The organism is Oscillibacter sp. (assembly GCF_031978065.1).
GTDB lineage: Bacteria > Bacillota > Clostridia > Oscillospirales > Oscillospiraceae > Oscillibacter.
Window position 1 is genome coordinate 4675 of record NZ_DALZCH010000028.1, and the last position, 20486, is coordinate 25160.

Annotated in this window: 21 protein-coding genes, 1 tRNA gene and 1 pseudogene; 19 read left to right on the forward strand and 4 right to left on the reverse strand. The window is 55.0% G+C overall.

The annotated features are described in order from the left end of the window. Positions 1–178 precede the first annotated feature (178 nt). Complete coding sequence (locus RTK01_RS06050) at positions 179–997, reverse strand: DUF975 family protein (RefSeq protein ID WP_312280111.1); 819 nt, start codon at positions 995–997, stop codon at positions 179–181. Between the two features lie 291 nt (positions 998–1288). Here RTK01_RS06050 and rsxC point away from each other — a divergent pair, with 291 nt between their 5' ends. The 6 genes from rsxC to RTK01_RS06080 are packed head-to-tail and all read left to right on the forward strand — an operon-like array spanning position 1289 to position 6453. Beyond that, the gene (rsxC, locus tag RTK01_RS06055; RefSeq protein WP_312280136.1) at positions 1289–2662 is read left to right on the forward strand and encodes an electron transport complex subunit RsxC; all 1374 of its coding nucleotides are present in this window, start codon (positions 1289–1291) and stop codon (positions 2660–2662) included. A gap of 3 nt (positions 2663–2665) precedes the next feature. After that, on the forward strand, positions 2666–3685 hold the full coding sequence (locus RTK01_RS06060) for an RnfABCDGE type electron transport complex subunit D (protein WP_312280112.1): 1020 nt from the start codon (positions 2666–2668) through the stop codon (positions 3683–3685). Next, positions 3682–4317, forward strand: a complete 636-nt coding sequence (locus tag RTK01_RS06065) for an FMN-binding protein (RefSeq protein ID WP_312280113.1) — start codon at positions 3682–3684, stop codon at positions 4315–4317. The genes RTK01_RS06060 and RTK01_RS06065 overlap by 4 nt, the downstream gene beginning before the upstream one ends. An 18-nt stretch (positions 4318–4335) precedes the next feature. Beyond that, entirely contained in the window at positions 4336–4950 is a 615-nt protein-coding gene (rsxE, locus tag RTK01_RS06070) for an electron transport complex subunit RsxE (protein WP_312280114.1), read from the forward strand. A 3-nt stretch (positions 4951–4953) separates the two neighbouring features. Continuing rightward, the gene (gene rsxA, locus RTK01_RS06075; RefSeq protein WP_312280115.1) at positions 4954–5538 is read left to right on the forward strand and encodes an electron transport complex subunit RsxA; all 585 of its coding nucleotides are present in this window, start codon (positions 4954–4956) and stop codon (positions 5536–5538) included. 12 nt (positions 5539–5550) lie between these two features. Continuing rightward, positions 5551–6453: an RnfABCDGE type electron transport complex subunit B gene (locus tag RTK01_RS06080; RefSeq protein ID WP_312280116.1), complete on the forward strand. Its 903-nt coding sequence runs from the start codon at positions 5551–5553 to the stop codon at positions 6451–6453. Between the two features lie 147 nt (positions 6454–6600). Here the strand turns inward: RTK01_RS06080 and RTK01_RS06085 are convergent, their stop codons facing one another. Next, complete coding sequence (locus RTK01_RS06085) at positions 6601–6837, reverse strand: helix-turn-helix transcriptional regulator (RefSeq protein WP_312280117.1); 237 nt, start codon at positions 6835–6837, stop codon at positions 6601–6603. A 168-nt stretch (positions 6838–7005) separates the two neighbouring features. Here RTK01_RS06085 and RTK01_RS06090 point away from each other — a divergent pair, with 168 nt between their 5' ends. The 10 genes and pseudogenes from RTK01_RS06090 to RTK01_RS06135 form a co-directional block, all read left to right on the forward strand. Then, positions 7006–7260, forward strand: coding sequence for a hypothetical protein (locus RTK01_RS06090; protein ID WP_293008355.1), 255 nt, complete (start codon positions 7006–7008; stop codon positions 7258–7260). Positions 7261–7539: 279 nt separating this feature from the next. Then, positions 7540–8592 carry a heat-inducible transcriptional repressor HrcA gene (hrcA, locus tag RTK01_RS06095; protein WP_312280118.1) on the forward strand — a complete coding sequence of 351 codons (1053 nt, stop codon included), beginning with the start codon at positions 7540–7542 and terminating at the stop codon, positions 8590–8592. Next, complete coding sequence (locus RTK01_RS06100; protein WP_312280119.1) at positions 8589–9200, forward strand: nucleotide exchange factor GrpE; 612 nt, start codon at positions 8589–8591, stop codon at positions 9198–9200. Before hrcA ends, RTK01_RS06100 begins: the two co-directional genes overlap by 4 nt. Before the next feature lie 49 nt (positions 9201–9249). Then, the gene (dnaK, locus tag RTK01_RS06105; RefSeq protein WP_312280120.1) at positions 9250–11100 is read left to right on the forward strand and encodes a molecular chaperone DnaK; all 1851 of its coding nucleotides are present in this window, start codon (positions 9250–9252) and stop codon (positions 11098–11100) included. Between the two features lie 159 nt (positions 11101–11259). Beyond that, complete coding sequence (gene dnaJ, locus RTK01_RS06110) at positions 11260–12393, forward strand: molecular chaperone DnaJ (RefSeq protein ID WP_312280121.1); 1134 nt, start codon at positions 11260–11262, stop codon at positions 12391–12393. A gap of 8 nt (positions 12394–12401) precedes the next feature. Continuing rightward, on the forward strand, positions 12402–13211 hold the full coding sequence (locus RTK01_RS06115; protein WP_312280122.1) for a histidinol-phosphatase HisJ family protein: 810 nt from the start codon (positions 12402–12404) through the stop codon (positions 13209–13211). 147 nt (positions 13212–13358) lie between these two features. Next, positions 13359–13796, forward strand: a complete 438-nt coding sequence (gene rpiB / locus RTK01_RS06120; RefSeq protein ID WP_312280123.1) for a ribose 5-phosphate isomerase B — start codon at positions 13359–13361, stop codon at positions 13794–13796. 25 nt (positions 13797–13821) lie between these two features. Further along, complete coding sequence (locus tag RTK01_RS06125) at positions 13822–14889, forward strand: putative glycoside hydrolase (protein WP_312280124.1); 1068 nt, start codon at positions 13822–13824, stop codon at positions 14887–14889. Positions 14890–15030: 141 nt separating this feature from the next. After that, positions 15031–15117: transfer RNA gene (locus RTK01_RS06130), tRNA-Leu, on the forward strand. Positions 15118–15656: 539 nt separating this feature from the next. Beyond that, positions 15657–16016 (forward strand): annotated as a pseudogene (locus RTK01_RS06135) (hypothetical protein); the annotation flags it as partial. Positions 16017–16769: 753 nt separating this feature from the next. On the opposite strand, the gene RTK01_RS06140 reads toward RTK01_RS06135, so the two are convergent. Together RTK01_RS06140 and RTK01_RS06145 are read right to left on the reverse strand one after the other, a co-directional pair. Then, positions 16770–17021: a zinc ribbon domain-containing protein gene (locus RTK01_RS06140; RefSeq protein ID WP_312280125.1), complete on the reverse strand. Its 252-nt coding sequence runs from the start codon at positions 17019–17021 to the stop codon at positions 16770–16772. Positions 17022–17535: 514 nt separating this feature from the next. Then, positions 17536–18522 (reverse strand): alpha/beta hydrolase, encoded by a 987-nt coding sequence (locus RTK01_RS06145; protein ID WP_312280126.1) that lies wholly within the window; start codon positions 18520–18522, stop codon positions 17536–17538. A gap of 271 nt (positions 18523–18793) precedes the next feature. Here RTK01_RS06145 and RTK01_RS06150 point away from each other — a divergent pair, with 271 nt between their 5' ends. The 3 genes from RTK01_RS06150 (at position 18794) to RTK01_RS06160 (ending at position 20275) form a co-directional block, all read left to right on the forward strand. Then, a complete protein-coding gene (locus RTK01_RS06150) occupies positions 18794–19003 on the forward strand; it encodes a hypothetical protein (protein ID WP_312280127.1) in 210 nt (69 codons plus the stop codon). A gap of 147 nt (positions 19004–19150) precedes the next feature. Further along, positions 19151–19573 (forward strand): hypothetical protein, encoded by a 423-nt coding sequence (locus RTK01_RS06155; RefSeq protein ID WP_312280128.1) that lies wholly within the window; start codon positions 19151–19153, stop codon positions 19571–19573. A 309-nt stretch (positions 19574–19882) separates the two neighbouring features. Beyond that, positions 19883–20275 carry a hypothetical protein gene (locus RTK01_RS06160; protein WP_312280129.1) on the forward strand — a complete coding sequence of 131 codons (393 nt, stop codon included), beginning with the start codon at positions 19883–19885 and terminating at the stop codon, positions 20273–20275. The last annotated feature ends 211 nt before the right edge of the window (positions 20276–20486 follow it).

Below are 20486 nucleotides of genomic sequence, written 5' to 3' on the forward strand. Positions count from 1 at the left end.
CCTCCGCCGTCTGGAAGGGACCGACAAGGACTGAGGGCGCATTTTCCCGAGTCCACGCTTGCTTTTGCTGCTTGTCGGAATAAGCGGGTGATTTTTATAATAAGAAAAGGCCGGAGCGTGTATTCACGCTCCGGCCTTTATGTATGCTGTAAAATTTTTGGCGCCTCGCCGTTAAAACTTAAAACAGCCCGGCATCATCGCCGTCTGACTCCTGCTGATCCGCATCGGAAATGGGAGAAACGCTGCTGGTGCGCTTGGCAATTTCGTAGTATGCCAGCTCTGTGCACTGATAAGCGGGCAGGTAAAAAAGCTCTACCGCCACGGCCCACAGCGAAAGCAGAAAATTCATCACCAAGACGCTTGCCAGAGGCGGTGCAATGTAGGCCGCTCCTGTTATTATGGAGGAGGCGGACCGGAAAGAGGCCTGAGATACCCAGATGACAATGGGGAAAGAGGCCAGAAGTCCCCAGCCCAGATAGCTTAGGTCCAGCATGAAAAGCTGGCCCTTATAGCCCACGGTCTGCTTCTTGCTCAGCTCCAGCGCGTCCATGCAGCCCAGCTCCGGATTTTCGCAGAGGTTCAAATAGGCGAACCGATAGCGATAGGAGGCGACGATGCCCGGGACAACGAACAAAAGCGACCAGAGAAAGATGAAAACATGCTGTAAAATAGCAAGTCCGATCACCCGCCCCGCGAAGGAAAACCCATCAAACAGCGTGAGATATCCGGCCCGGACGCCCCGCCGGATATCCATGCAGTAGAGAATAAAGCCAATTTGCAGGACAACGCCCAGAAGCGAGGTCAGGATGCTGACAAAGCTTCCCAGCGGATTGCCGTAAGTCACGGGGCTGCCGCTGCTGGCCAGACTGTTCACCATGTTCAGGGCCAGAATCAGCAGAAGATACAGCCCCACAAATCCCTTGGGACTTACCTGTGCGGAGCGAAGCATCTCCTTCATCTCCGTTTTTAATGCAGGCCGGTCAATCTGTTCCGCCATAAAAACTCCTTTCGTGCCGCCGGATACCGGAAGCAAACCATTTCTCATAACAACGGTGCAGATGTCACCGCTGCGTGCTTTTTCATAAGTGTATCATGCATGGGAAAGCTTGGCAAGACCCGGTTGGTCCGCCATAAAAAGATATACAAATTTCGTTAAAAAAAGCACAAATTTCTGAGAAAACCAGTACTAACAGTCTGGACAATTATTCAGTTTAGGTGTAGAATAATACGCAGTATGTGGCAGAGCAACCTTTAACGCTCTAACCAGGAGAAAAATGAGGTGAAAACAATGGCACAAGCGTTTTTCGGCGGTGTTCATCCCCATGATATGAAGGCCGCCACCAATGAAAAGGCCATCGAACAACTGGCACCCCCGGCTGAGGTGGTCATCCCCATGTCCATGCACTTCGGCGCTCCGTGTACCCCCCTTGTCAAGGCGGGCGACCATGTGAAAGTCGGACAGAAAATCGGCGAGTTCCGCGGCTTGGGCGCACCGATTCACGCCAGCGTTTCCGGCACGGTAAAGGCCGTGGAGCCCCGACCCTATTCCATGGGGGGCAACATGACGGCCATCGTGATCGAAAACGACATGAAGAATGAGCTGAGCGAAGAAATCAAGGTTCCCGCGGACCCCAGCGCACTCACCGTCGAAGAGATGGTGGAGCTCGTCAAGGACGCCGGCATTGTCGGCATGGGTGGCGCAACCTTCCCTACCCATGTGAAGATCTCCGGCGGAATCGGCAAGGTCGACACCGTGATCATCAACGGCGCGGAGTGCGAGCCCTACATCACAGGCGACCATCGCGCCATGCTGGAGCGCCCCGAGGAAATTATCGGAGGCGCGATTTATCTGGCCAAAATGTTTGGCGTGGACAAGGTTGTCATCGGTGTGGAGGACAACAAGCGCGACGGAATTGACGCCATGAACAGGGTCATTGCCCAGAAGCATGCCCCGGTGGTGGTGGAGTCCCTGCGCTGTCGTTACCCCCAGGGCGGTGAAAAGCAGCTCTGCCAGGCCGTTACCGGCAAGCAGGTTCCTCCGGGAGGACTGCCCTCCGCCATCGGCTGCGCCGTGTTCAACATCAACACCACCTGCGCCATCTACCGGGCCATAACTCAGGGGTTGCCCGTGGTGAGCAAGGTGGTTACTGTCTCCGGCTCCGGTGTGATTGACCCGAAGAATCTGGAGTGCCCCATCGGGACCCCCGTGGCAAACCTGCTGGACGCCTGCGGCGGACTGAAGGACGGTACATATAAGCTGATCGCTGGCGGCCCCATGATGGGCATGGCCCAGTACACCGCGGACATCCCGGTGGCTAAGGGTACCGGCGCGGTTTTGGCGTTCTGCGAAAACGAAGAGCAGACCGTAGAGCATCCCCAGTGCATCCGCTGCGGCAAGTGCGTTTCCGTCTGCCCGGTGAAGCTGGAACCCCTGTTCATGTATCAGTATGCGTCCAAGGGAATGACTGAGGAGCTGAACGCCGCCAACATAATGGACTGCATGGAATGCGGCGCGTGCTCTTACATCTGCCCTGCCCGGATTCATCTGACTCATATGTTTAAAACCGGCAAGCAGCTGGTGAAGGATAAAGCGGCCGCCGACAAGGCAGCCGCCGAAAAAGCCGCCGCGTTGGCGGACAAGACAGAGAAGAAGGAGGCGTGAGAGATGACCGACTATAAAAATCTGAAGCTGATCGCCACGTCTTCTCCCCATATCCGCGCCGCGGAAAACACCCGCTCCATTATGCTGGACGTGATTATTGCGATGCTGCCCGCTCTTGCCTACGCTGTGTGGGCGTTTGGTCTTCGGGCACTGACGGTGACCTGCGCCAGCGTGATTTTCTGCATGGGGTGGGAATGGGCGTACCGCAAGCTTCTGAAGAAGCCCCAGGCCGTTGGCGATCTCTCCGCAGTGGTTACGGGTATGCTGCTGGCATTCGTCTGCCCCGTTGGCGTGACCTATTTTGCACTGTTCGTGGGCAGCTTTTTCTCCGTCGTGGTTGCCAAGCAGCTCTTCGGCGGCATCGGCAAGAACTTTGTAAACCCGGCTCTGGTGGGCCGTGCCATGATGGTGGCCTCCTTTGCCGGGAACATGACTACCTGGGCGAAGTTTCAGGCCACCTCTCACCTGTTCGGCTCTAACGCCGACACGGTGACGGCAGCCACCCCCATGGCCTATCTCCATACCAATAATTTGCAGGGACTGCTGGACAGCGGCGTCACCATGACGGATATGTTCTTGGGCCGCATCGGCGGGTCCATCGGCGAAATTTCCGCCCTGATGCTCATTGCCGGCGGCATTTACCTGCTGGCCCGCAAGGTCATCTCTTGGCAGACCCCGGTGAGCTACATCGCCACCGTGGTTGTTCTGACGCTGATTTTCCCCCGTGGGAACGATGCGATTACGTGGATGCTGTTCAACCTGCTGGGCGGCGGACTGCTGCTGGGCGCGTTTTTCATGGCGACCGATTACGCGACCTCTCCCGTCACCCCCACGGGCCAGTTGATCTATGGCATCGGCTGCGGCCTGATTACCGTGTTTATCCGCTACTTCGGCTCCTATAACGAGGGCGTGTGCTACTCCATACTGGTGATGAACCTGCTGACCGCCCTCATCGACAAGTATGTGAAGCCTCAGCGCTTCGGCGTCGTCAAATCCGATAAGAAGGAGGCGGCTTCGAAATGAGCGAACAAGTGAAAAGCAAGGAAAAAATGAAGATGGACCCTAAGTACATTTTGGTCCTGACGTTCACCCTGACTATCACCTGCATCATCGTGGCGGGACTGCTGGGCCTTGTCAATCAGGTGACCGAGCCCAATATTACCGCCGCCAACAAGGCTAAGACCGTGGCGGCTATGTCCGCCGTGGTGGCCGATCCCAACAGCACTTTTTCCGAAGCGCTGGAGATTACAGACGAAATGACCGCCGCCGCTGCAACCTATAAGGCCAAGGTGACCGAGATTTATCAGGTCATCGGGTCTGATGGGGCCGACGCGGGCTACGCCGTGAAGATGGCCGCCAGCGGCTCTCAGGGTACCATCGTGATGATGGTGGGCGTGGACGCGGAGGACAGCGTCACCGGCGTATCCATCGTCTCTCATGCCGAAACCTCTGGCATCGGCACGAAGGTGATGAACAACGATCCGCTGCCCAGCAGCGGCGTGGGCGTTTTGGAGCAGTTTGTTGGCATGAGCCATACGGACGGCGATCTGACAGTTGGCAGCAATGTGGACGCCATTACCGGCGCCACCGTGTCCACCAAGGGCGTCACCGGCGGCGTGAACGGCGCACTTGCCGTGACCGCCGCGATGGGCTGAGAAAGGGGGAGTTGAACAATGAACATCGGTAAACAGTTAAAAGAGGGCGTCATTACCAACAACCCCGTGCTGGTGCAGCTTCTGGGTATGTGCTCTACCATGGCCATCACGACCTCGATTGCAAACGGCCTTGGCATGGGCGTATCCGTGCTGCTGATTCTGACCGCCTCCAATGTCGTTATTTCCGCTATCCGGAAAATCGTTCCCAATAAAATCCGTATTGCCATGTACGTGGTGGTCATCGCAGGTTTCGTTACCTGCGTGGATCTGCTGCTGCAGGCATTTCTGCCCGCCATTGCCGCGTCTTTGGGTGTGTTTATCCCTCTGATCGTGGTGAACTGCATCATTCTGGGCCGCGCGGAATCCTTTGCCTCCAAAGAGAGCATTGCCGCCTCCGCGCTGGACGGTGTGTTTCAGGGCCTTGGCTACACGCTGGTGCTGCTGGCCATGTGCATCATCCGCGAGCTCTTGGGTGCGGGCACTCTGGCGGGCATTCAAATCATGCCCGCGGGCTATCAGACCATTGGCGTGCTGACGCTGCCGGTGGGCGGCTTCCTCGTGCTGGGCGCATTGATTGCCGCCATGCAGTGGGCGCTGAACCGGCCCAAAAAGGCTGCAAAGGAGGAAAAGTAAGCCATGAAAGAAATCTTTTCCATTGCGCTGGGCGCCATTCTGGTCAATAACTTCATTTTTGCCCAATTCCTCGGGATCTGCCCCTTTATGGGCGTTTCCAAAAAGATTGACACCGCAATCGGCATGGGCGTGGCCGTCACGTTTGTTATGGGCCTGGCCTCCGCGTTCACCTGGCTCGCCAATGAATATCTGCTGGTTCCTCTGAACCTTGCGTATATGCAGACCGTGGCGTTCATTCTGATCATCGCCGCGCTGGTGCAGTTTGTGGAGATGTTTCTCCAGAAGTCCCTCCCCGCCCTGTATACCGCGCTGGGCATTTACCTGCCGCTGATTACCACCAACTGCGCCGTGCTGGGCGTTGCCCTGCTGAACGTGCAGAACGGCTACAATTTTATTGAGTCCGTGGTGTATGGCATTACCGGCGGTCTGGGCTTCCTGCTGGCCATCGTGCTGTTTGCCAGCATCCGGGAGCGTCTTGTGTTCGCTGATCCCCCAAAAGCTTTTGAGGGCTTTCCCATCGCGCTGGTTACCGCCGGCCTGATGGCGCTGGCGTTCATGGGCTTCTCCGGTGCGAACGTCTTCGGTTAAGGAGGAGAAATCATGAATATTGTCTATGCCATTCTGGTGTTGAGCATTCTGGGTGCTATTTTTGCTGTCATTCTGGCAGTGGCGTCCATTGTCTTCGCCGTGAAAACCGACCCCAGGCTTCCTGAAATTGTGGACGCCCTTCCCGGCGCAAACTGCGGCGGCTGCGGCTATGCGGGCTGCTCCGACTGTGCGGGCCACATTCTGGACGGCAGCGCGCCCGTCAATGCCTGCCCCGTGGGCGGCGCGGCCAGCGCGGAAAAAATTGCCGCCATTATGGGCGTGGAATCCAGCAGCGCCGAAAAAGAGGTGGCCTTTGTCCGCTGCAACGGCGGAACCGCCGCGAAGAAGCGCTTTGAATACCGTGGCGTGCTGGACTGCGTCTCCGCCATGAAGGTAGCTGCCGGTCCGCTGGAGTGCGGCTTCGGCTGTCTGGGCTTTGGCTCCTGCGTGACTGCCTGCCAGTTCGACGCTATGCACATCGCGCCCAACGGCTGCGCCGTGGTGGACCCTGTGAAGTGCACCGACTGCATGGCCTGCGCCACCGCCTGCCCCCGTAAGCTGATTATCTCCGTCCCTGTGTCCAAGAAGGTCCATGTGGCCTGCATCAATCAGGACAAGGGCAAGGTGGCCATGAGCGTGTGCGCCAACTCCTGCATTGGCTGCGGCCTTTGCGAGAAGGAGTGCAAAAAGGACGCCATCCATGTGACCAACAACGTGGCCGCGATTGACTACGCCAAGTGCATTAACTGCAAGATGTGCACCAAGGTTTGCCCCCGCGACTGCATTTTGCCCATCGCAACGCCCGAGGAGAAGGAAAAGTACAAGGCCGTTAAAAAGGCACAGGCTGACAAGGCCAAGGCCGCCGCTGAGGCTGCCGCCGCCGCGCAGACTGCCGCTCCCGCTCCCAACGCGTAAGAGTATCCCAAAGACTCTGTCACAAGAAAAGGCAGGCCCAAATCAAAAGATTTGGGCCTGCCTTTTTGCCTGCCTTGATCTTGTTTGATGCTTGCATGTGAAGACCAAGGCGGTAAATTGTGCCGCATTGCCTTCGTTATTCCGTCCTCAGTCCTGGTCAAACAAGCGCCCCGCCGGAACTTGCAGCACTTCGGCAATGGAAAAAAGCGTCTCCAGGGAAAGTCCCTTCAGCCTCGCGCCGTTGTTGGCCTCAATTTGGCTGAGAAACGACCAGCTTTTGCCGATCATTTCCGCCAGTTGCTCCTGCGTATAGCCCCGTACCTTCCGGTAATAAGCAATTCTCAGCCCCAGAAGCCGGTAGTTTTCCCGATATTTTTCCCGCAAGCGGTATCCCTCCCTCCTCCGCAAATTAGGATACTTTCCTATTTATCCTTAATGTTATCAAAACAAAGAGTACTGCGTTACAGACCAATAGAATAATATTATTTACTTTTAGCGAGTAATATAGTATTATTAGAATAAATAAATACACTTTTGGCGAGGGGTGAGGTTATGCCGGAAGAAGAGGAGCTTTTAGAGGTGCTGGCAAGGCGCACAGGCTGCAATTATCTTTCAGATTTGCGGGAAAAGAGTTTTCAGCGCCGCGCGGTAAGGGCGGCGCTGGAGTTTTCGCAGGAGGCGTATTCCGCATCGCAGTGGCGGGATGCCGCCGGATATTTGCTGCATCTGACCGATTTGCCACCCAGCGGAGAAGCGGCGCGGGCGCTGCTGCAAGGCTGGGAGGCTGCCCAGACTTCCGAAAATTAGTTAAAATAGGCGTCCCGGTCTGTGAAAGCGGACACGGGACGCTTTTGCGTTTTTTAAAGCACTTACTTAAAAAGAACTGTGTTTCTCGCAGGCGCGCCCCCTGCGTCCATGCAGCCCCGCGAATGACCGCGGCGTCCGCAAAACGAAGGGTTTTGCCTGAATTTACAATTTGTTTATATCCATCCATTGACATTCGTTTTGCGTGGTGGTAAACTCGCTTTAGCACTCGGAACTAATGAGTGCTAATCTTTGTTTTACCGTTCTGGTAAGGAGCGGATTATGGATTTGACAGACCGAAAAAAGCAAATACTGAAGGCGGTCGTGGAGGATTATATTTCCACTGCCGAGCCGGTGGGCTCAAAGGCCATTGCCACCCAGATGGGAGGCTCCGTCAGCTCCGCCACCATCCGCAACGAGTTGGCGGATTTGGTGGAGCTGGGCTATTTGGAGCAGCCCCACACCTCCGCCGGACGGGTGCCCGCGCCCAAGGGCTATCGACTGTATGTCAACGAGCTGATGGAGCGGCAAAAGCTCAGCGTGGCGGAGACGGAGAAGCTGAACGCGGCGCTTCACCTAAAAATGGAAGAGCTGGACCGGGCTGTTTCTCAGGCCGGGAAGGCGGTCAGCGCGCTGGCGGGCTATCCCGTATACACAGCCACTGCCGGAAGGAAAAAATTTTTTGCCAAGCATTTTGATTTGATTCCTGTGGACGACGAGAGTTTGATCGTTGTGATGATGATGGGAAACAACCGGGTGAAAAGCCAGTTGCTCCGGCTTCAGCTAAAGCTGGACGCGGATCAGATACCGGCGCTTGCCCATTTGCTGAACACCCATTTTACCAGCAGTTCCGCCGACGAGATGAACGAGCGGCTGCTGCACATGACGGATCAGCTTTCCCCCAAGGTGTTTTTACCCTTGAGCCAGACCGTGGCCTATGCCACAGACGTGCTGGACGAGGCGGGTCGCCGGGAGGTGCAGACCGTGGGGGCCAGTCGGCTTTTAAAGCTTCCGGAATTCCGGGATGCGGATAAAGCACACCAGCTTATGAGCTATCTCAGCGACGAAGACGCAGATCTCCCCTCCCCCGACGAAAATGCCCCCATGAAAATTCTCATCGGGCCGGAAAACGTCAGCCGCGCGCTGATGGACACCAGCGTGGTGGTTGCAAGCTACGACATCGGAGACGATTTGCGGGGCCTCATCGGCGTGGTGGGCCCCACACGTATGGATTACGCCGCCGTGACCGCGCGGCTGAGCTATTTTGCCGAAGGTATGGCACGAATGTTTGGAAAGAAGGATTTACTTTCCAAGAAGGAGGACACAAAGACGTGAGCGAGGAAAAGAAAGAGCCCATTGATCAGACCCCGGAGCAGGAGGCGGAGCAGACCCTTCCCCCCGAGACGGAGGAGACTTCGCAGGACGCTCCCGGAAAGAACGAAAAGCCCCGGAAGGAGCCTAAGAAAAAGGAAAAGACCTATACGCTCACCCGGGAGCAAATGGAGGCTGCGGAGCTGGCGGCAAGGCAGCTTGCCTCCGTTACAGACCAGTTTACCCGCCTGAGCGCCGAATATGACAACTACCGCAAGCGCACCGCCAAGGAGAAGGAGTCCATCTATCAGGACGCCAAGGCCGACACCGTCACTGCCTTTTTGGCCGTGTACGACAATCTGGAGCGGGCCATGCAGGCCGGAGGCGACGACGAGTCCCCTCACAAAAAGGGTCTGGAAATGATTTTCATCCAGTACAAAGAGGTGCTCTTAAAGCTGGGCGTCACCGAGATGGAAGCGCTGGGCCAGCCCTTTGACCCCAACCGGCACAATGCCGTCATGCATATCGACGACGAGACATTGGGCGAAAGCGTTGTGGCGGACGTGTTTCAGGCGGGCTTTATGATGGGCGATAAGGTTCTGCGCTTTGCCACCGTCCGCGTGGCCAATTAAATTTGCCGGATTTGTAATTTTTTATGTTTCGATATAGGAGGAATTCATTATGTCTAAAGTAATCGGAATTGATTTGGGTACCACCAACTCCTGCGTGGCGGTGATGGAGGGCGGCGAGGCCATCGTCATCGCCAACGCCGAGGGTAACCGCACTACCCCATCCGTGGTGGCGTTTTCCAAGACCGGTGAGCGTATGGTGGGTCAGGTGGCAAAGCGTCAGGCCATCACCAACCCGGACCGCACCATCTCTTCCATCAAGCGGGAGATGGGCACCGACCACAAGGTCACCATTGACGGAAAGGCCTACACTCCTCAGGAAATCAGCGCCATGATTCTGCAAAAGCTGAAGGCCGACGCCGAGGCGTATCTCGGCAGCTCCGTCACCGAGGCGGTCATTACCGTTCCCGCCTACTTCACCGACGCCCAGCGTCAGGCCACCAAGGACGCGGGCAAAATCGCGGGCCTTGAGGTCAAACGTATTATCAACGAGCCCACCGCCGCCGCGCTGGCCTACGGTGCGGACAAGGAGCACGCCCAGAAAATCATGGTGTACGATCTGGGCGGCGGCACCTTCGACGTGTCCATTCTGGAAATTGACGACGGCGTGATCGAAGTGCTGGCCACCGCCGGCAACAACCGGCTGGGCGGCGACGACTTTGACGAGTGCGTCATGAAGTATCTGGTAGGCGAGTTTAAGCGGAGCGACGGCGTGGACCTCTCCGGCGACAAGGTGGCCATGCAGAGGCTAAAGGAAGCCGCCGAAAAGGCCAAGGTGGAGCTTTCCGGCGTCACCAGCTCCAACATCAATCTCCCCTATATCACCGCCGACGCAAACGGCCCCAAGCATCTGGACTTGACGCTCACCCGGGCCAAGTTCAACGAGCTGACCAGCCATCTGGTGGACGCCACCATGGGTCCCGTGCGGCAGGCCATGTCTGACGCGGGCCTGAAGCCTTCGGAGCTGAACAAGGTTTTGCTGGTGGGCGGCTCCAGCCGGATTCCCGCCGTGCAGGACGCTGTAAAGAGCTTTACCGGAAGTGATCCCTTCAAGGGCATCAACCCCGACGAGTGCGTGGCCATGGGCGCGGCGCTTCAGGCGGGCGTTCTTACCGGCGACGTGAAGGGTCTGTTGCTGCTGGACGTGACACCCCTGTCCCTGGGCATCGAGACCATGGGCGGCGTGTTCACCAAGCTGATCGACCGCAACACCACCATCCCCGTGAAAAAGAGCCAGGTGTTCTCCACCGCCGCTGACAACCAGACTTCTGTGGAGGTCAACGTGTTGCAGGGTGAGCGCGAGATGGCAGCCGCCAACAAGTCTCTCGGCCGCTTCCATTTGGACGGCATCGCCCCTGCCCGCCGCGGCGTGCCTCAGGTTGAGGTCACGTTTGACATCGATGCCAACGGCATCGTCAACGTCTCCGCCAAGGATTTGGGCACCGGCAAGGAGCAGCATATCACCATCACCTCCTCCACCAACATGAGCAAGGACGATATTGAGCGGGCCGTGCACGAGGCGGAGCAGTTTGCCTCTCAGGACGCGAAGCTGAAAGAGGAAGTGGAAACCCGCAATCAGGCCGACCAGATGGTTTACCAGTCTGAGAAGACCCTGAATGAAATGGGCGATAAAATTCCCGCCGACGACAAGGCCAAGGTGCAGTCCGGCATCGACAAGCTGAAGGAGGTCCTCAAGGGGACCGACAGCGCCGCCATCAAGGCCGCTACCGAGGAACTGACGCAGGCATTTTATGCCGTGAGCGAAAAGCTCTATCAGCAGGCAGGTCCCCAGCAGGGCGAGCAGCCCGGCGCGGGTCCCGACGCAGGCGGACAGCAGGGCCAGTACTACGACGCGGACTATAAGGTCGTGGATGAAGAGGACAAAAAGGACGGCAATCAGTAACAAGTCAATGGAATGCGGAGCGGCCATAGCGGCGGCTCCGCATACCCCGTATAGCCCGACCCAAGGCGCTGCGCCGAGGGCGCGGGACGGAGAGGAGGAATAAGGAAGCGGAGCTTGTCCGCCGCAGTGGCGGAGAGGATTCGTGGACTTAAGCACTGTATGGCAGATCAAAAACGTGATTATTACGAAGTTCTGGGCGTTGCCCGGGACGCGTCTGAGGACGCGATTAAAAAGGCATACCGGAAGCTTGCCAAGGAGAATCATCCCGATTTGAACCCCGGAAACGGGGCGGCGGAAACCCGGTTTAAAGAAGTCAACGAGGCCTATGAGGTTTTGTCCGACGCAGATAAAAAGAGCCGCTACGACCAATTCGGTCACGCCGGCGTGGACCCCAATTTCGGCGGGGGCTACGGTGGTGCGGGCGGCTTTGACTTCAACGATCTGGGGGATATTTTCGGCAGCTTTTTTGGCGGTGGCTTTGGCGGACAACAGCGCCGGGCCAACCCCAACGCGCCCCAGCGGGGCGAGAGTATCCGTCAGGCTGTGTCCGTGTCCTTTGAGGAAGCGGCCTTTGGCTGCGACAAGTCGGTGACGGTGGAGCGGTACGAAACCTGCGGCACCTGCAAGGGCAACGGCTGCGAGCCGGGGACCACCCCGGAAATCTGCCCCGACTGCCATGGCAGCGGCACGGTGCAGACCCGCAAGCAGACGCCTTTGGGCGTGTTTGCGTCCACCGGCCCCTGCCCCCGCTGCGGCGGAAAGGGCCGCATTATCCATCAGCCCTGCAAGGAGTGCTACGGAACCGGCATGATTCGCAGCCGCCACACGATTGAGGTGAAGGTTCCCGCCGGAATTGACGACGGCCAGACCATGTCCATCCGTGGTCAGGGCCATGCGGGCAAAAACGGCGGCCCCGCCGGGGACCTGTTGATCACCATCACGGTGAAGCCCCATGAGCTGTTCCGCCGGGAGGGCAACAGCGTGCTGTGCGAAGCACCTGTCACCTTTGCACAGGCGGTGATGGGGGCAGAACTGGAGATTCCCACCATCGACGGGAAGGTGAAATACACCCTGCCAGAGGGCACCCAGACCGGCACCACCTTCCGTCTGCGGGGCAAGGGGATTCCCCTACTGAACGGCCGGGGCCGGGGCGATCAGTATGTCACCGTTTACATCGAAACTCCCAAAAACCTGAACAAAGCCCAGAAGGAGGCCCTTGTAAAGTTTGCCGAGTCCATGGGCGACAGTAATGACGAGGACCGCAAGAAGTTTTTTAAGAAATACAAAAAGTGAGGCGTTCCATGTATCTGGCCGATTACCACACCCATTCCCGCGTCTCCCCCGACAGCACCGCGCCTATGCTGGAAATGGCCGCCGCCGCTGCGGAGGCGGGGCTGGATGAAATTTGCTTTACCGACCATTTTGAGCCGGTGAAGCCCCGTACGGTCATTCCGCTGGAGGAATTTGACTGGGGCGCACTGACGAAGGAATATGAAGAAGCCGCCGCCAGATGGTCCGGTCCGGTGAAGCTGCGGCTGGGTCTGGAGCTGGGAGACGCGCAGGTGGACGAGGCCCGGACGGAGCGGCTGCTTGCGGGTATGCCAGAGCTGGATTTTATCATCGGCTCCGTCCATATGCTCTCCGAGCGGTTTGGGCTTCAGGATATCGGGTGGATACAGGAGCCGGACGAGAAAACCTGCTATGCCGAGGTTGAGGATTATCTTGGCAACCTGTTGAAAATGGCCCGGTGGGGAAAATTCACCGTGCTGGGCCACATGACGCTGCCCCTGCGGTATATGAACGATTACCGGGGCTTTCACATCAGTCTGGACGGCTATGGCGCAGAGCTGGAGGAGATTTTGCGGACGTTGATTCAGGGCGGTCAGGGCATTGAGGTGAACACCACCCGGGGCAGTCGCTTTCTTCCCGACGCACAATGGCTGAAGCTGTATCGCGGCCTTGGGGGCGAGCTGATTACGCTGGGCAGCGACGCTCACCGTCCCACGGACGTGGGCAAAGGGATTCGAGAGGGGCAGGCTCTGTTGCGGGAGTGTGGCTTTACCCGCTTTTGCACCTTTGAAAAGCAGCGGCCCGTCTGGCAAGCACTGTAAGGGATGTCTTGCAAATTTCTCCAATTGCGTGTAAGATGAACAAAAGGTGCATTGCACCCTCCGGTGGGCCGGGGCGCGGGACGCGGCATTTGCCGCGTCGGGGCCCGCGCGTCATGCCGCCAAACCAATGAATGCGAGGGAGTTTTTATGAAAATCGCACTGGGCGCTGACCATGGCGGATTTGAGCTGAAGGAAAAAATCAAACAGCAGTTGGAGAAGAACGGGTATGAGTGCCACGATTTTGGGTGCTTTTCCACGGAGAGCTGCGACTATCCCGTGTTCGGCGAGGCGGCGGCCCGGGCCGTGGCCTCCGGCGAATGCGAGCAGGGCATTGTCATCTGCACCACCGGCATCGGCATCTCCATCGCCGCCAATAAGGTGAAGGGGATTCGCTGCGCCCACTGTGCGGACACGATGCAGGCCCGGCTTTGCCGCCAGCACAACAACGCCAATATGCTGGCCATGGGTGCGGGCTTTACAGGGCCAATGCTGGCGCTGGAAATGGTAAAGGTCTTTTTGAATACCGACTTCGAGGGCGGACGGCACGCCCGCCGCGTGGCTCTGATGGACGCCATCGGGGACTGAGCAAAAACTTCGGAGGAGGAACACTATGGGGGGACCGAGAGGATACAGCACCTACCATGGAAAAGGCCCCAAATGGAAAATCCTGCTGGCGGTTTTGCTGGTGCTGGTGATTTTGGGGGCCTTGGCGGTGATTCGGCTGCAAAAGTACGTGGTCTACGACGATTCTGACCACCCAAGGCTGGACCTGCCGCAATTTTCAAAAGATCAGCCTGAGGGCTCCGGCAGCACATCGGCGGATGAACCCGGCGATGCAAGCTTTACCATTGAGGAGCCGGAGCAGAAAAGCATTCAGGCCGCTGTGCTTTCGGTGGGCCCGCTGACCGACTGGAAAGCCGCTTGGGCCGCAGTTTCCCCTGGCGGGGCGTATAACGCCGCGGTATATACCGTGAAGGATACGGACGGCTTGGTTTATATTGATTCTCAGGCCGCGCCGCCGTCGGCGGTGAAGACCGTGGAAGGCTCCGCTGCGGCGCTGGGAGATATGCTGAAGGACGAGAACGTTTATGCCGTCGCCAAAATTGCCTGCTTCCGGGATTCTGTTGCCTCCAGCGCAGATCTTGCGGGCAGGAGCCTGAAAAACACCGGCGGTTATGTTTTTTACGACGGGAACAACGACCGATGGCTGGACCCCTCAAAGGAGGGAGCGCGGCAATATCTCGTTGATTTGGCCACCGCCTGCGCGGCGGCGGGATTTGACGAAGTTCTTCTGACGGACGTGAGCTATCCTACCGCGGGAAAGCTGAACAAGATTGACTATGGCCCTGCGGCGGATGGCCGGCCGGCCAGTCTGCGTCAGGAAATCAACGCGTTTCTGACCCAATTGAAATTGGCTTTGGCGGAGTACGATGTGAAGCTGTCTATTATGCTGCCGCCCGAGGCGGCTGATCCCGCCTCGATGCTTGCCGATGTATCCGGCCAGTCTCTGGAGGACATTGCGCCCTTGATGGACCGGGTCTATGTCTCCGGGGATGGGATTGCTTTGGACTCCCTGCGGACGCGGCTTGCCGCCGTCAGCAAGGATACGGAACTGGTGCCGGTGCTGGCCCAGCCGGGGACGACGGAGGATGGCAAGTCCTATTTGCTCGCACCGTAAACGGCAAACAAACGCCGGGGGAACGAACTGTCGTTCCTCCGGCGTTTTTCTGCGCGGCGGGTGCGCTTTGTAATCTTAAAAAAATGCGAAAATCCTCTTGAACGTTTCGTGGGGTTGTGCTATAATACTCCCGTTACACCTGCCGGTGTGATGGAATTGGTAGACGTAGTGGACTCAAAATCCACCGCTGGCGACAGCGTGCCGGTTCGAGTCCGGCCACCGGCACCATAAGTAAAACCAAATTTGGATGTCATGCGGTGAAAACCGCATGACATTCGGATTTTCAGGGCTTTTTTACCTCGAAAATACCCGTCAAAAAAAATTCGATTTCCTGGGTATCATAGAGGTAAATTTGATGTATCCATGGATTTGAACCCACACCCACGGTTTTTTGCTCAATAGAGCAAGTTAGCAGAGCGAACTGCGCATCCCCCATTAATAACATCAACGCCCTCTCTGACACGGCAGAGAAGCTGAAAGGAAAGCGGCGTCCTTCATAGATAGCCAACAATAAAATAAGAGAACAATCACTAAGGCCGGAGAATCGGAGTGCAGAAATGCACTTTTATTCTCCGGCTTTTTTGTTTTCTGGAAAGGAAAAATCATGCTGGTGAGATACAAGCGAAACAAGCAAACGGCCTGTTATGATTCGGAGAGCCTTGTGACAGTCGGCAGACCGCAGGCGGAGGAACGCCCTCGCGGACCGTTCCCAAGCTGCCGCGACTGTCCCTATCCCTCCCACGGTTTCATCTGCTACAGCTCGGAGGGCGATTGTGTTCTTTGTGGCTGACTCAAACGGCAATGGCGGCATGACGCTCACCGGTCCCGACTCAGTAATTCTGGAAAATGGCATTGAGGGTGCCACCATCACGGAATATACCTTCACCGTACCGCCGGTCAGCGGTCACAGTGGTTCTGACTTCGGCAGAGTGCGCGGATACAACAAGCTGACAGGCCAGTGGGATCAGCTGGACTATGGCACTACCTCAAACGGAATCACCTTCACCCGCAGCCTTGGCGCAGGTGTGTACACCCAGCTGGAGATGTATTATTACACCAATCACGACTGCATGTATAACAAAAGCAACATCACCTACTCGGTGACCTATCACTGGAACACAAATTGAAAAAGTGGCGGTTTTGTAGATTTTTAAGTTCCACGGCATTAAGGGATTTCTTCTGTCAGGCGATACACTGACAGAAGGATCTCCATTTGACTGTTTTTCAGTTGACATACGAACCTGTATAATTTTGTTGAAAAGTTATCTTTTTAAATACAAAATATGGAGGAAATTGTTATGTCAATTACAAATTTGAAGCTGCGAGCAACCGCAGAACACACGAATGAAGGGGATCGTATCACTATGCTGTCTATGAACACCGATTGTCGCTGGAGGATGGCAAGGCATATTCCAGCTGCTTTGTTGTAATTAAAAACCAGTATTATGTGATTGTCCGTTTTACTTCGCTGCACAATTATATCGATGCCTATACGCAAGGCGTGTGTATACCCATAACCATAACCATAACCAGTGATGGAAGAAAGAAGCTGCACCATGTCTGTTCCGTGTTAAATTACATCCTGATTAAGCAGTACGAAACTTTTGGAGTGGAGCATATATTCGGCATAAAAAGGAGATGCTGAAAGCATTTTTTCAAGACTACGCATTAGGAAAACAAGCAAATGGGACCTATAGAGATAAGCAAACGGTTAACCGGTGCGTGGCCGTCGTGACAGGCTTTTTCAGAAAACCAAGCTTGAAATACGGTGGATATATGGAGCTTTCAGCAAACGATCTTTCTTTGAAAGAACCTCAATATCAAAATGCGGGAGAATTCAAAGAAAGTATATTCCAAACTTTCAAGTTTGGGGGGCCTTCTCAGAGAAGGGTATATTCCGAGACATACCAACGAAGGTGCTTCAGGTCATCATATGTTTCCTTTCCTTTGTCTGTGAGCTTTGGGTAGCCTTTATCTGTCCAAATGTCATAAACATCCTGCAGGGTGAGGTTGATCATATCTGCAAGTCGGCGCTTTATGCGTTTCTGCTCCTTGCGGATGAGCACCTTGCCGCAGTAGTAGCAGAGCACTGCATCATCCGGTATATCTTTTTTGCATTTCGGACAGTGCATAGTTCCTCCTGTGGCAAGCGCCGCCCCGCTGGGACGGCGCGGTTGGTTTACTGTGCCTTTTTATCGTGTCCGATTCGGGCGCTGACGGCTGGGAGATATTCGCCCACGCCAACAGCGCCCCAGACCATCCAAGCATTTTGGAGAGCGGGCCGTGCGGTGCGGGTTATCGCCGGGCGGTGTTTGAGATGCGTTGACCACTCCCTGAAAGAGGGTATATCAAGGTAGATAAAGACGGCCTTAGAAGCCAGCGATTTATCGGGGTCGGCACTACGGTAAATATTAACCCTGATACTGGGCAACTCATTACCGCATGGAAAACCAGCAGCAAGAAAGGAGACGCACAGTGACCTATCAATTTAACGAGGAACAGCGAGAGGTGCTAAGGCAGCTCGGCTTTGACCCTGACCGAGAGTATGACGAGGACGCCGCCAAATAGTATTAAACCACCTTCTTTCATTACGGTGGTTTTTTCATGCCCTGAAGGCGGTGGCGCCTATGTAAAAGCTTGCATGAACTACACTTCGGCAGAGCATGTGTACTCTGCGCCTTTATTTTTCTGATTAATCCATTCGGTTGAAGCATTCATTGCTGCGCGGCAGGCTTTTGTGCCGTCAAGGGCATTCAACATAACGAAATCATGTATGATCGCTTGAAAGCGCATAGCTGTCACTTCCACACCTGCTGCTCTGAGTTTTCGCGCGTAGGCTTCACCCTCATCCCTGAGTACATCTGCCTCTCCGTTTAGGATCATAGCAGCAGGGAGGCCGCTGAGCTGCTCAAGCGAGGCACACAAGGGGGAAGCGGTGATTCCGCGGCGATCACTGGCGAAAGTGGTATATTGATTCCAAAACCATTGCATTCCTGCACGGTATAAGTAATAGTCGCAGGCAAATTCGCGATAAGAACAGGTGTTGAAATCAGCGTTTGTAACCGGGTAATAGAGCAGTTGTTTATCTATCTTCAAACCGTTCCTGTATTTGGAGAGGATTGTCATTACAGTTGCCATGTTCCCACCCACGCTGTCCCCAGCAACAGTGAGAGTGCTCATGTTAACTTGCCAGTTCAGCTTTGCAGCGATGTGGGGGATCTGCTGGAGAATAGAGTAGCACTGTTCAATGGCAGTGGGGTATTTCGCCTCGGGAGACAGACTATATTCTGGAAAGAAAAGTACGGAGTTTGTGCGGGAGGCCAATTCTCGCACCAGTTTATCATGCGTATGAAAATTCCCAAACACCCACCCCGCACCGTGCAGATAATATATTACAGTTGGAATCCCGACAATCTTTTCGGGTCGAACACAATTAACCGTCACAAGTCCGTACTTACCAGTTTCTACCTGTATAGTGGAAACAGAAGCGGGGCACTTGAATACGGGAGAATCCTGAGCATGATTCAGGCGCTCGCGCCCTTCCTCCGGGGGGATTTGAAAGATCAAGGGCGGTATGGCGCTTTCGTTAGCAACTTGAACAGCGGGCAGTTCCAGTGGAGTACAACGTTTCATATAGGACTCCTTTCAAGTCAAACCACATTTTTTAACTATTTTATGCAAAAAACAATAGTAGTGGCACAATGCGGCGTGAACCAGACTTTGCGGCAGTACTAATTTTTGTTAAATGCAGCGTCCCGCGGAGCGCTGTTTTTGTACCATTCGGCCTACCCTGCGGGCCTAAAGAGATAGAGCAACAGGTGACGGAGATCACCTAAAACGCCTGGTTGATAGAGGCGATATGAAAACAGAGTTTTTGAAAGAACTCGGCCTTGTGTAGGAGACCATGGACAAGATCATGGCCGGGAACGGCAAAAACCAATCTGATGAAATCAAGGCGGCGCTGGATAAGCTCAAGGAATCTGACGGTTACCTGTTCGAGGAGGCGGAACTTCCGCCTCCCTATGCCGGTGGAACTGGTGGCACAGCGTTTCCGCCCAATGGAGACCCGGCGGTTAATGCCATTTGCGCCGCTGCCGGACTAAAAATTGATTAAAAGAAAGAGGTAAAAAATATGCTTAACGCTATTACGCTTGCAAAAGTGCCGCCCGCGGAATAAACCGGGGCGGCTTTTTGGTGTTTGCGCTGGATGCCAAACGACTGCGCATAGAATACAATGGATATGAAAGGAGTAGGATAATACATGTTTGACAAAGTCGAAATTCCGCATATAGATATCTATGATGGTGAAACGAATGAGTATTATGGGAAGTCCATATTCCACGATAATACAGATGTTGAAATCGGCTTGCTCCAAATCGTTAACTATAAAGGAATACCGAAGTCTATGCTGTTTCAAAATGTTACCTTTCTACCCGCATCCAACAACTATGTTCCGCCGGCGGTATTCGAAAAAACCAGACGCAATGCAATTGTACGAGCCGCTCTCAGAGACACAAATTCCCACCTTTGGGTACCTGCCGATATTCACATGAATTTTGATTCTCAGGTGCGTGGAAAACTGTCAGGAGATAAATACAGCTTTAATAGCGTTGAGTACACCGATATCATTGTTGAAGATATCAAAACTTTTCCGCAAGGAAGACCGGATGCCACACAGAAATAAAGACTGCGGATTTACGCTGGAGCTTGCCGGATGGTAGGCTCCGGGGAATTTTACACAGAATTTAAAAATCATGCTTATAATTTTAACAGAGTGCATTTATTATAAATCTTGCAAGAGCTTTTTCTATTGTTCATATCCTCTTACGGAGCAGCCGGATGCCATGTGGCGTCCGGCTTGTTCTGTTTTTATGGCAATTTTCCACGTAGACGACGAGATCCCGCGACGTCCCTTAGGGCGTTTCGGATATTCTTTGCAGAACGCAGAATGAATTGCTTAACCCTTGAATACACTGGGGAATGGGGTGCGCCCATGTATTCGAAGATTACCAATCTAGCTATTGATATTTACGATCCGGACACCGGGCAATTTGTGGTTACGCTAACACTAGAGCCTCCGTATAATCAGGAACGGAAGCTTTTGAATTTTCTAAACCACGGAGAAAGATTATCGGATTTGTTGTTTCTCAACGCCGAGGTTATAAAAACGCAGGAAGGGTATGTTCCTCCTACTATCGAGGATCCCAAAAGACGGGTGGAAGTTCTGCACTTGCTGGCACAGGATGACACTGGAACGTACGTGCCAATCGACATCCGAATGTTGCTGACCGCCCAAGTACGACACATCAATCCGAACGACCCACGTCATTTGGGAAGCATCGAATACACCGATATAGTGCTGGAATCGGTGAGCCGCCCAATTTAAACGATTTTATATGTAAGCCCATAGACGAGCGTATGGAACGGATGGAGCGCAAACAATCAACTCCCCCGTGGGGATCGATTCTCCCACGGGGGAGTTTTAATTTAAAGGCAGGGCAATCGCTACCTGACAGCATCACCAAAGCGACGTCTGATTATCTTCCGCCGTGGCCAGAAGCTGTGGCGGTGATTTTTTGAGCAGTTCCCGGCAGGCT

Coding starts and splice junctions, on each gene's coding strand:
- dnaJ (WP_312280121.1), top strand. CDS start 11,260: ATGGCAGATCAAAAACGTGATTATTACGAAGTTCTGGGCGTTGCCCGG.
- RTK01_RS06150 (WP_312280127.1), top strand. CDS start 18,794: ATGGACAAGATCATGGCCGGGAACGGCAAAAACCAATCTGATGAAATC.
- hrcA (WP_312280118.1), top strand. CDS start 7,540: ATGGATTTGACAGACCGAAAAAAGCAAATACTGAAGGCGGTCGTGGAG.
- RTK01_RS06115 (WP_312280122.1), top strand. CDS start 12,402: ATGTATCTGGCCGATTACCACACCCATTCCCGCGTCTCCCCCGACAGC.
- RTK01_RS06065 (WP_312280113.1), top strand. CDS start 3,682: ATGAGCGAACAAGTGAAAAGCAAGGAAAAAATGAAGATGGACCCTAAG.
- RTK01_RS06050 (WP_312280111.1), bottom strand. CDS start 997: ATGGCGGAACAGATTGACCGGCCTGCATTAAAAACGGAGATGAAGGAG.
- RTK01_RS06080 (WP_312280116.1), top strand. CDS start 5,551: ATGAATATTGTCTATGCCATTCTGGTGTTGAGCATTCTGGGTGCTATT.
- RTK01_RS06160 (WP_312280129.1), top strand. CDS start 19,883: ATGTATTCGAAGATTACCAATCTAGCTATTGATATTTACGATCCGGAC.
- RTK01_RS06145 (WP_312280126.1), bottom strand. CDS start 18,522: ATGAAACGTTGTACTCCACTGGAACTGCCCGCTGTTCAAGTTGCTAAC.
- rsxC (WP_312280136.1), top strand. CDS start 1,289: ATGGCACAAGCGTTTTTCGGCGGTGTTCATCCCCATGATATGAAGGCC.
- RTK01_RS06155 (WP_312280128.1), top strand. CDS start 19,151: ATGTTTGACAAAGTCGAAATTCCGCATATAGATATCTATGATGGTGAA.
- RTK01_RS06090 (WP_293008355.1), top strand. CDS start 7,006: ATGCCGGAAGAAGAGGAGCTTTTAGAGGTGCTGGCAAGGCGCACAGGC.
- RTK01_RS06125 (WP_312280124.1), top strand. CDS start 13,822: ATGGGGGGACCGAGAGGATACAGCACCTACCATGGAAAAGGCCCCAAA.
- rpiB (WP_312280123.1), top strand. CDS start 13,359: ATGAAAATCGCACTGGGCGCTGACCATGGCGGATTTGAGCTGAAGGAA.
- rsxA (WP_312280115.1), top strand. CDS start 4,954: ATGAAAGAAATCTTTTCCATTGCGCTGGGCGCCATTCTGGTCAATAAC.
- RTK01_RS06060 (WP_312280112.1), top strand. CDS start 2,666: ATGACCGACTATAAAAATCTGAAGCTGATCGCCACGTCTTCTCCCCAT.
- RTK01_RS06140 (WP_312280125.1), bottom strand. CDS start 17,021: ATGCACTGTCCGAAATGCAAAAAAGATATACCGGATGATGCAGTGCTC.
- dnaK (WP_312280120.1), top strand. CDS start 9,250: ATGTCTAAAGTAATCGGAATTGATTTGGGTACCACCAACTCCTGCGTG.
- rsxE (WP_312280114.1), top strand. CDS start 4,336: ATGAACATCGGTAAACAGTTAAAAGAGGGCGTCATTACCAACAACCCC.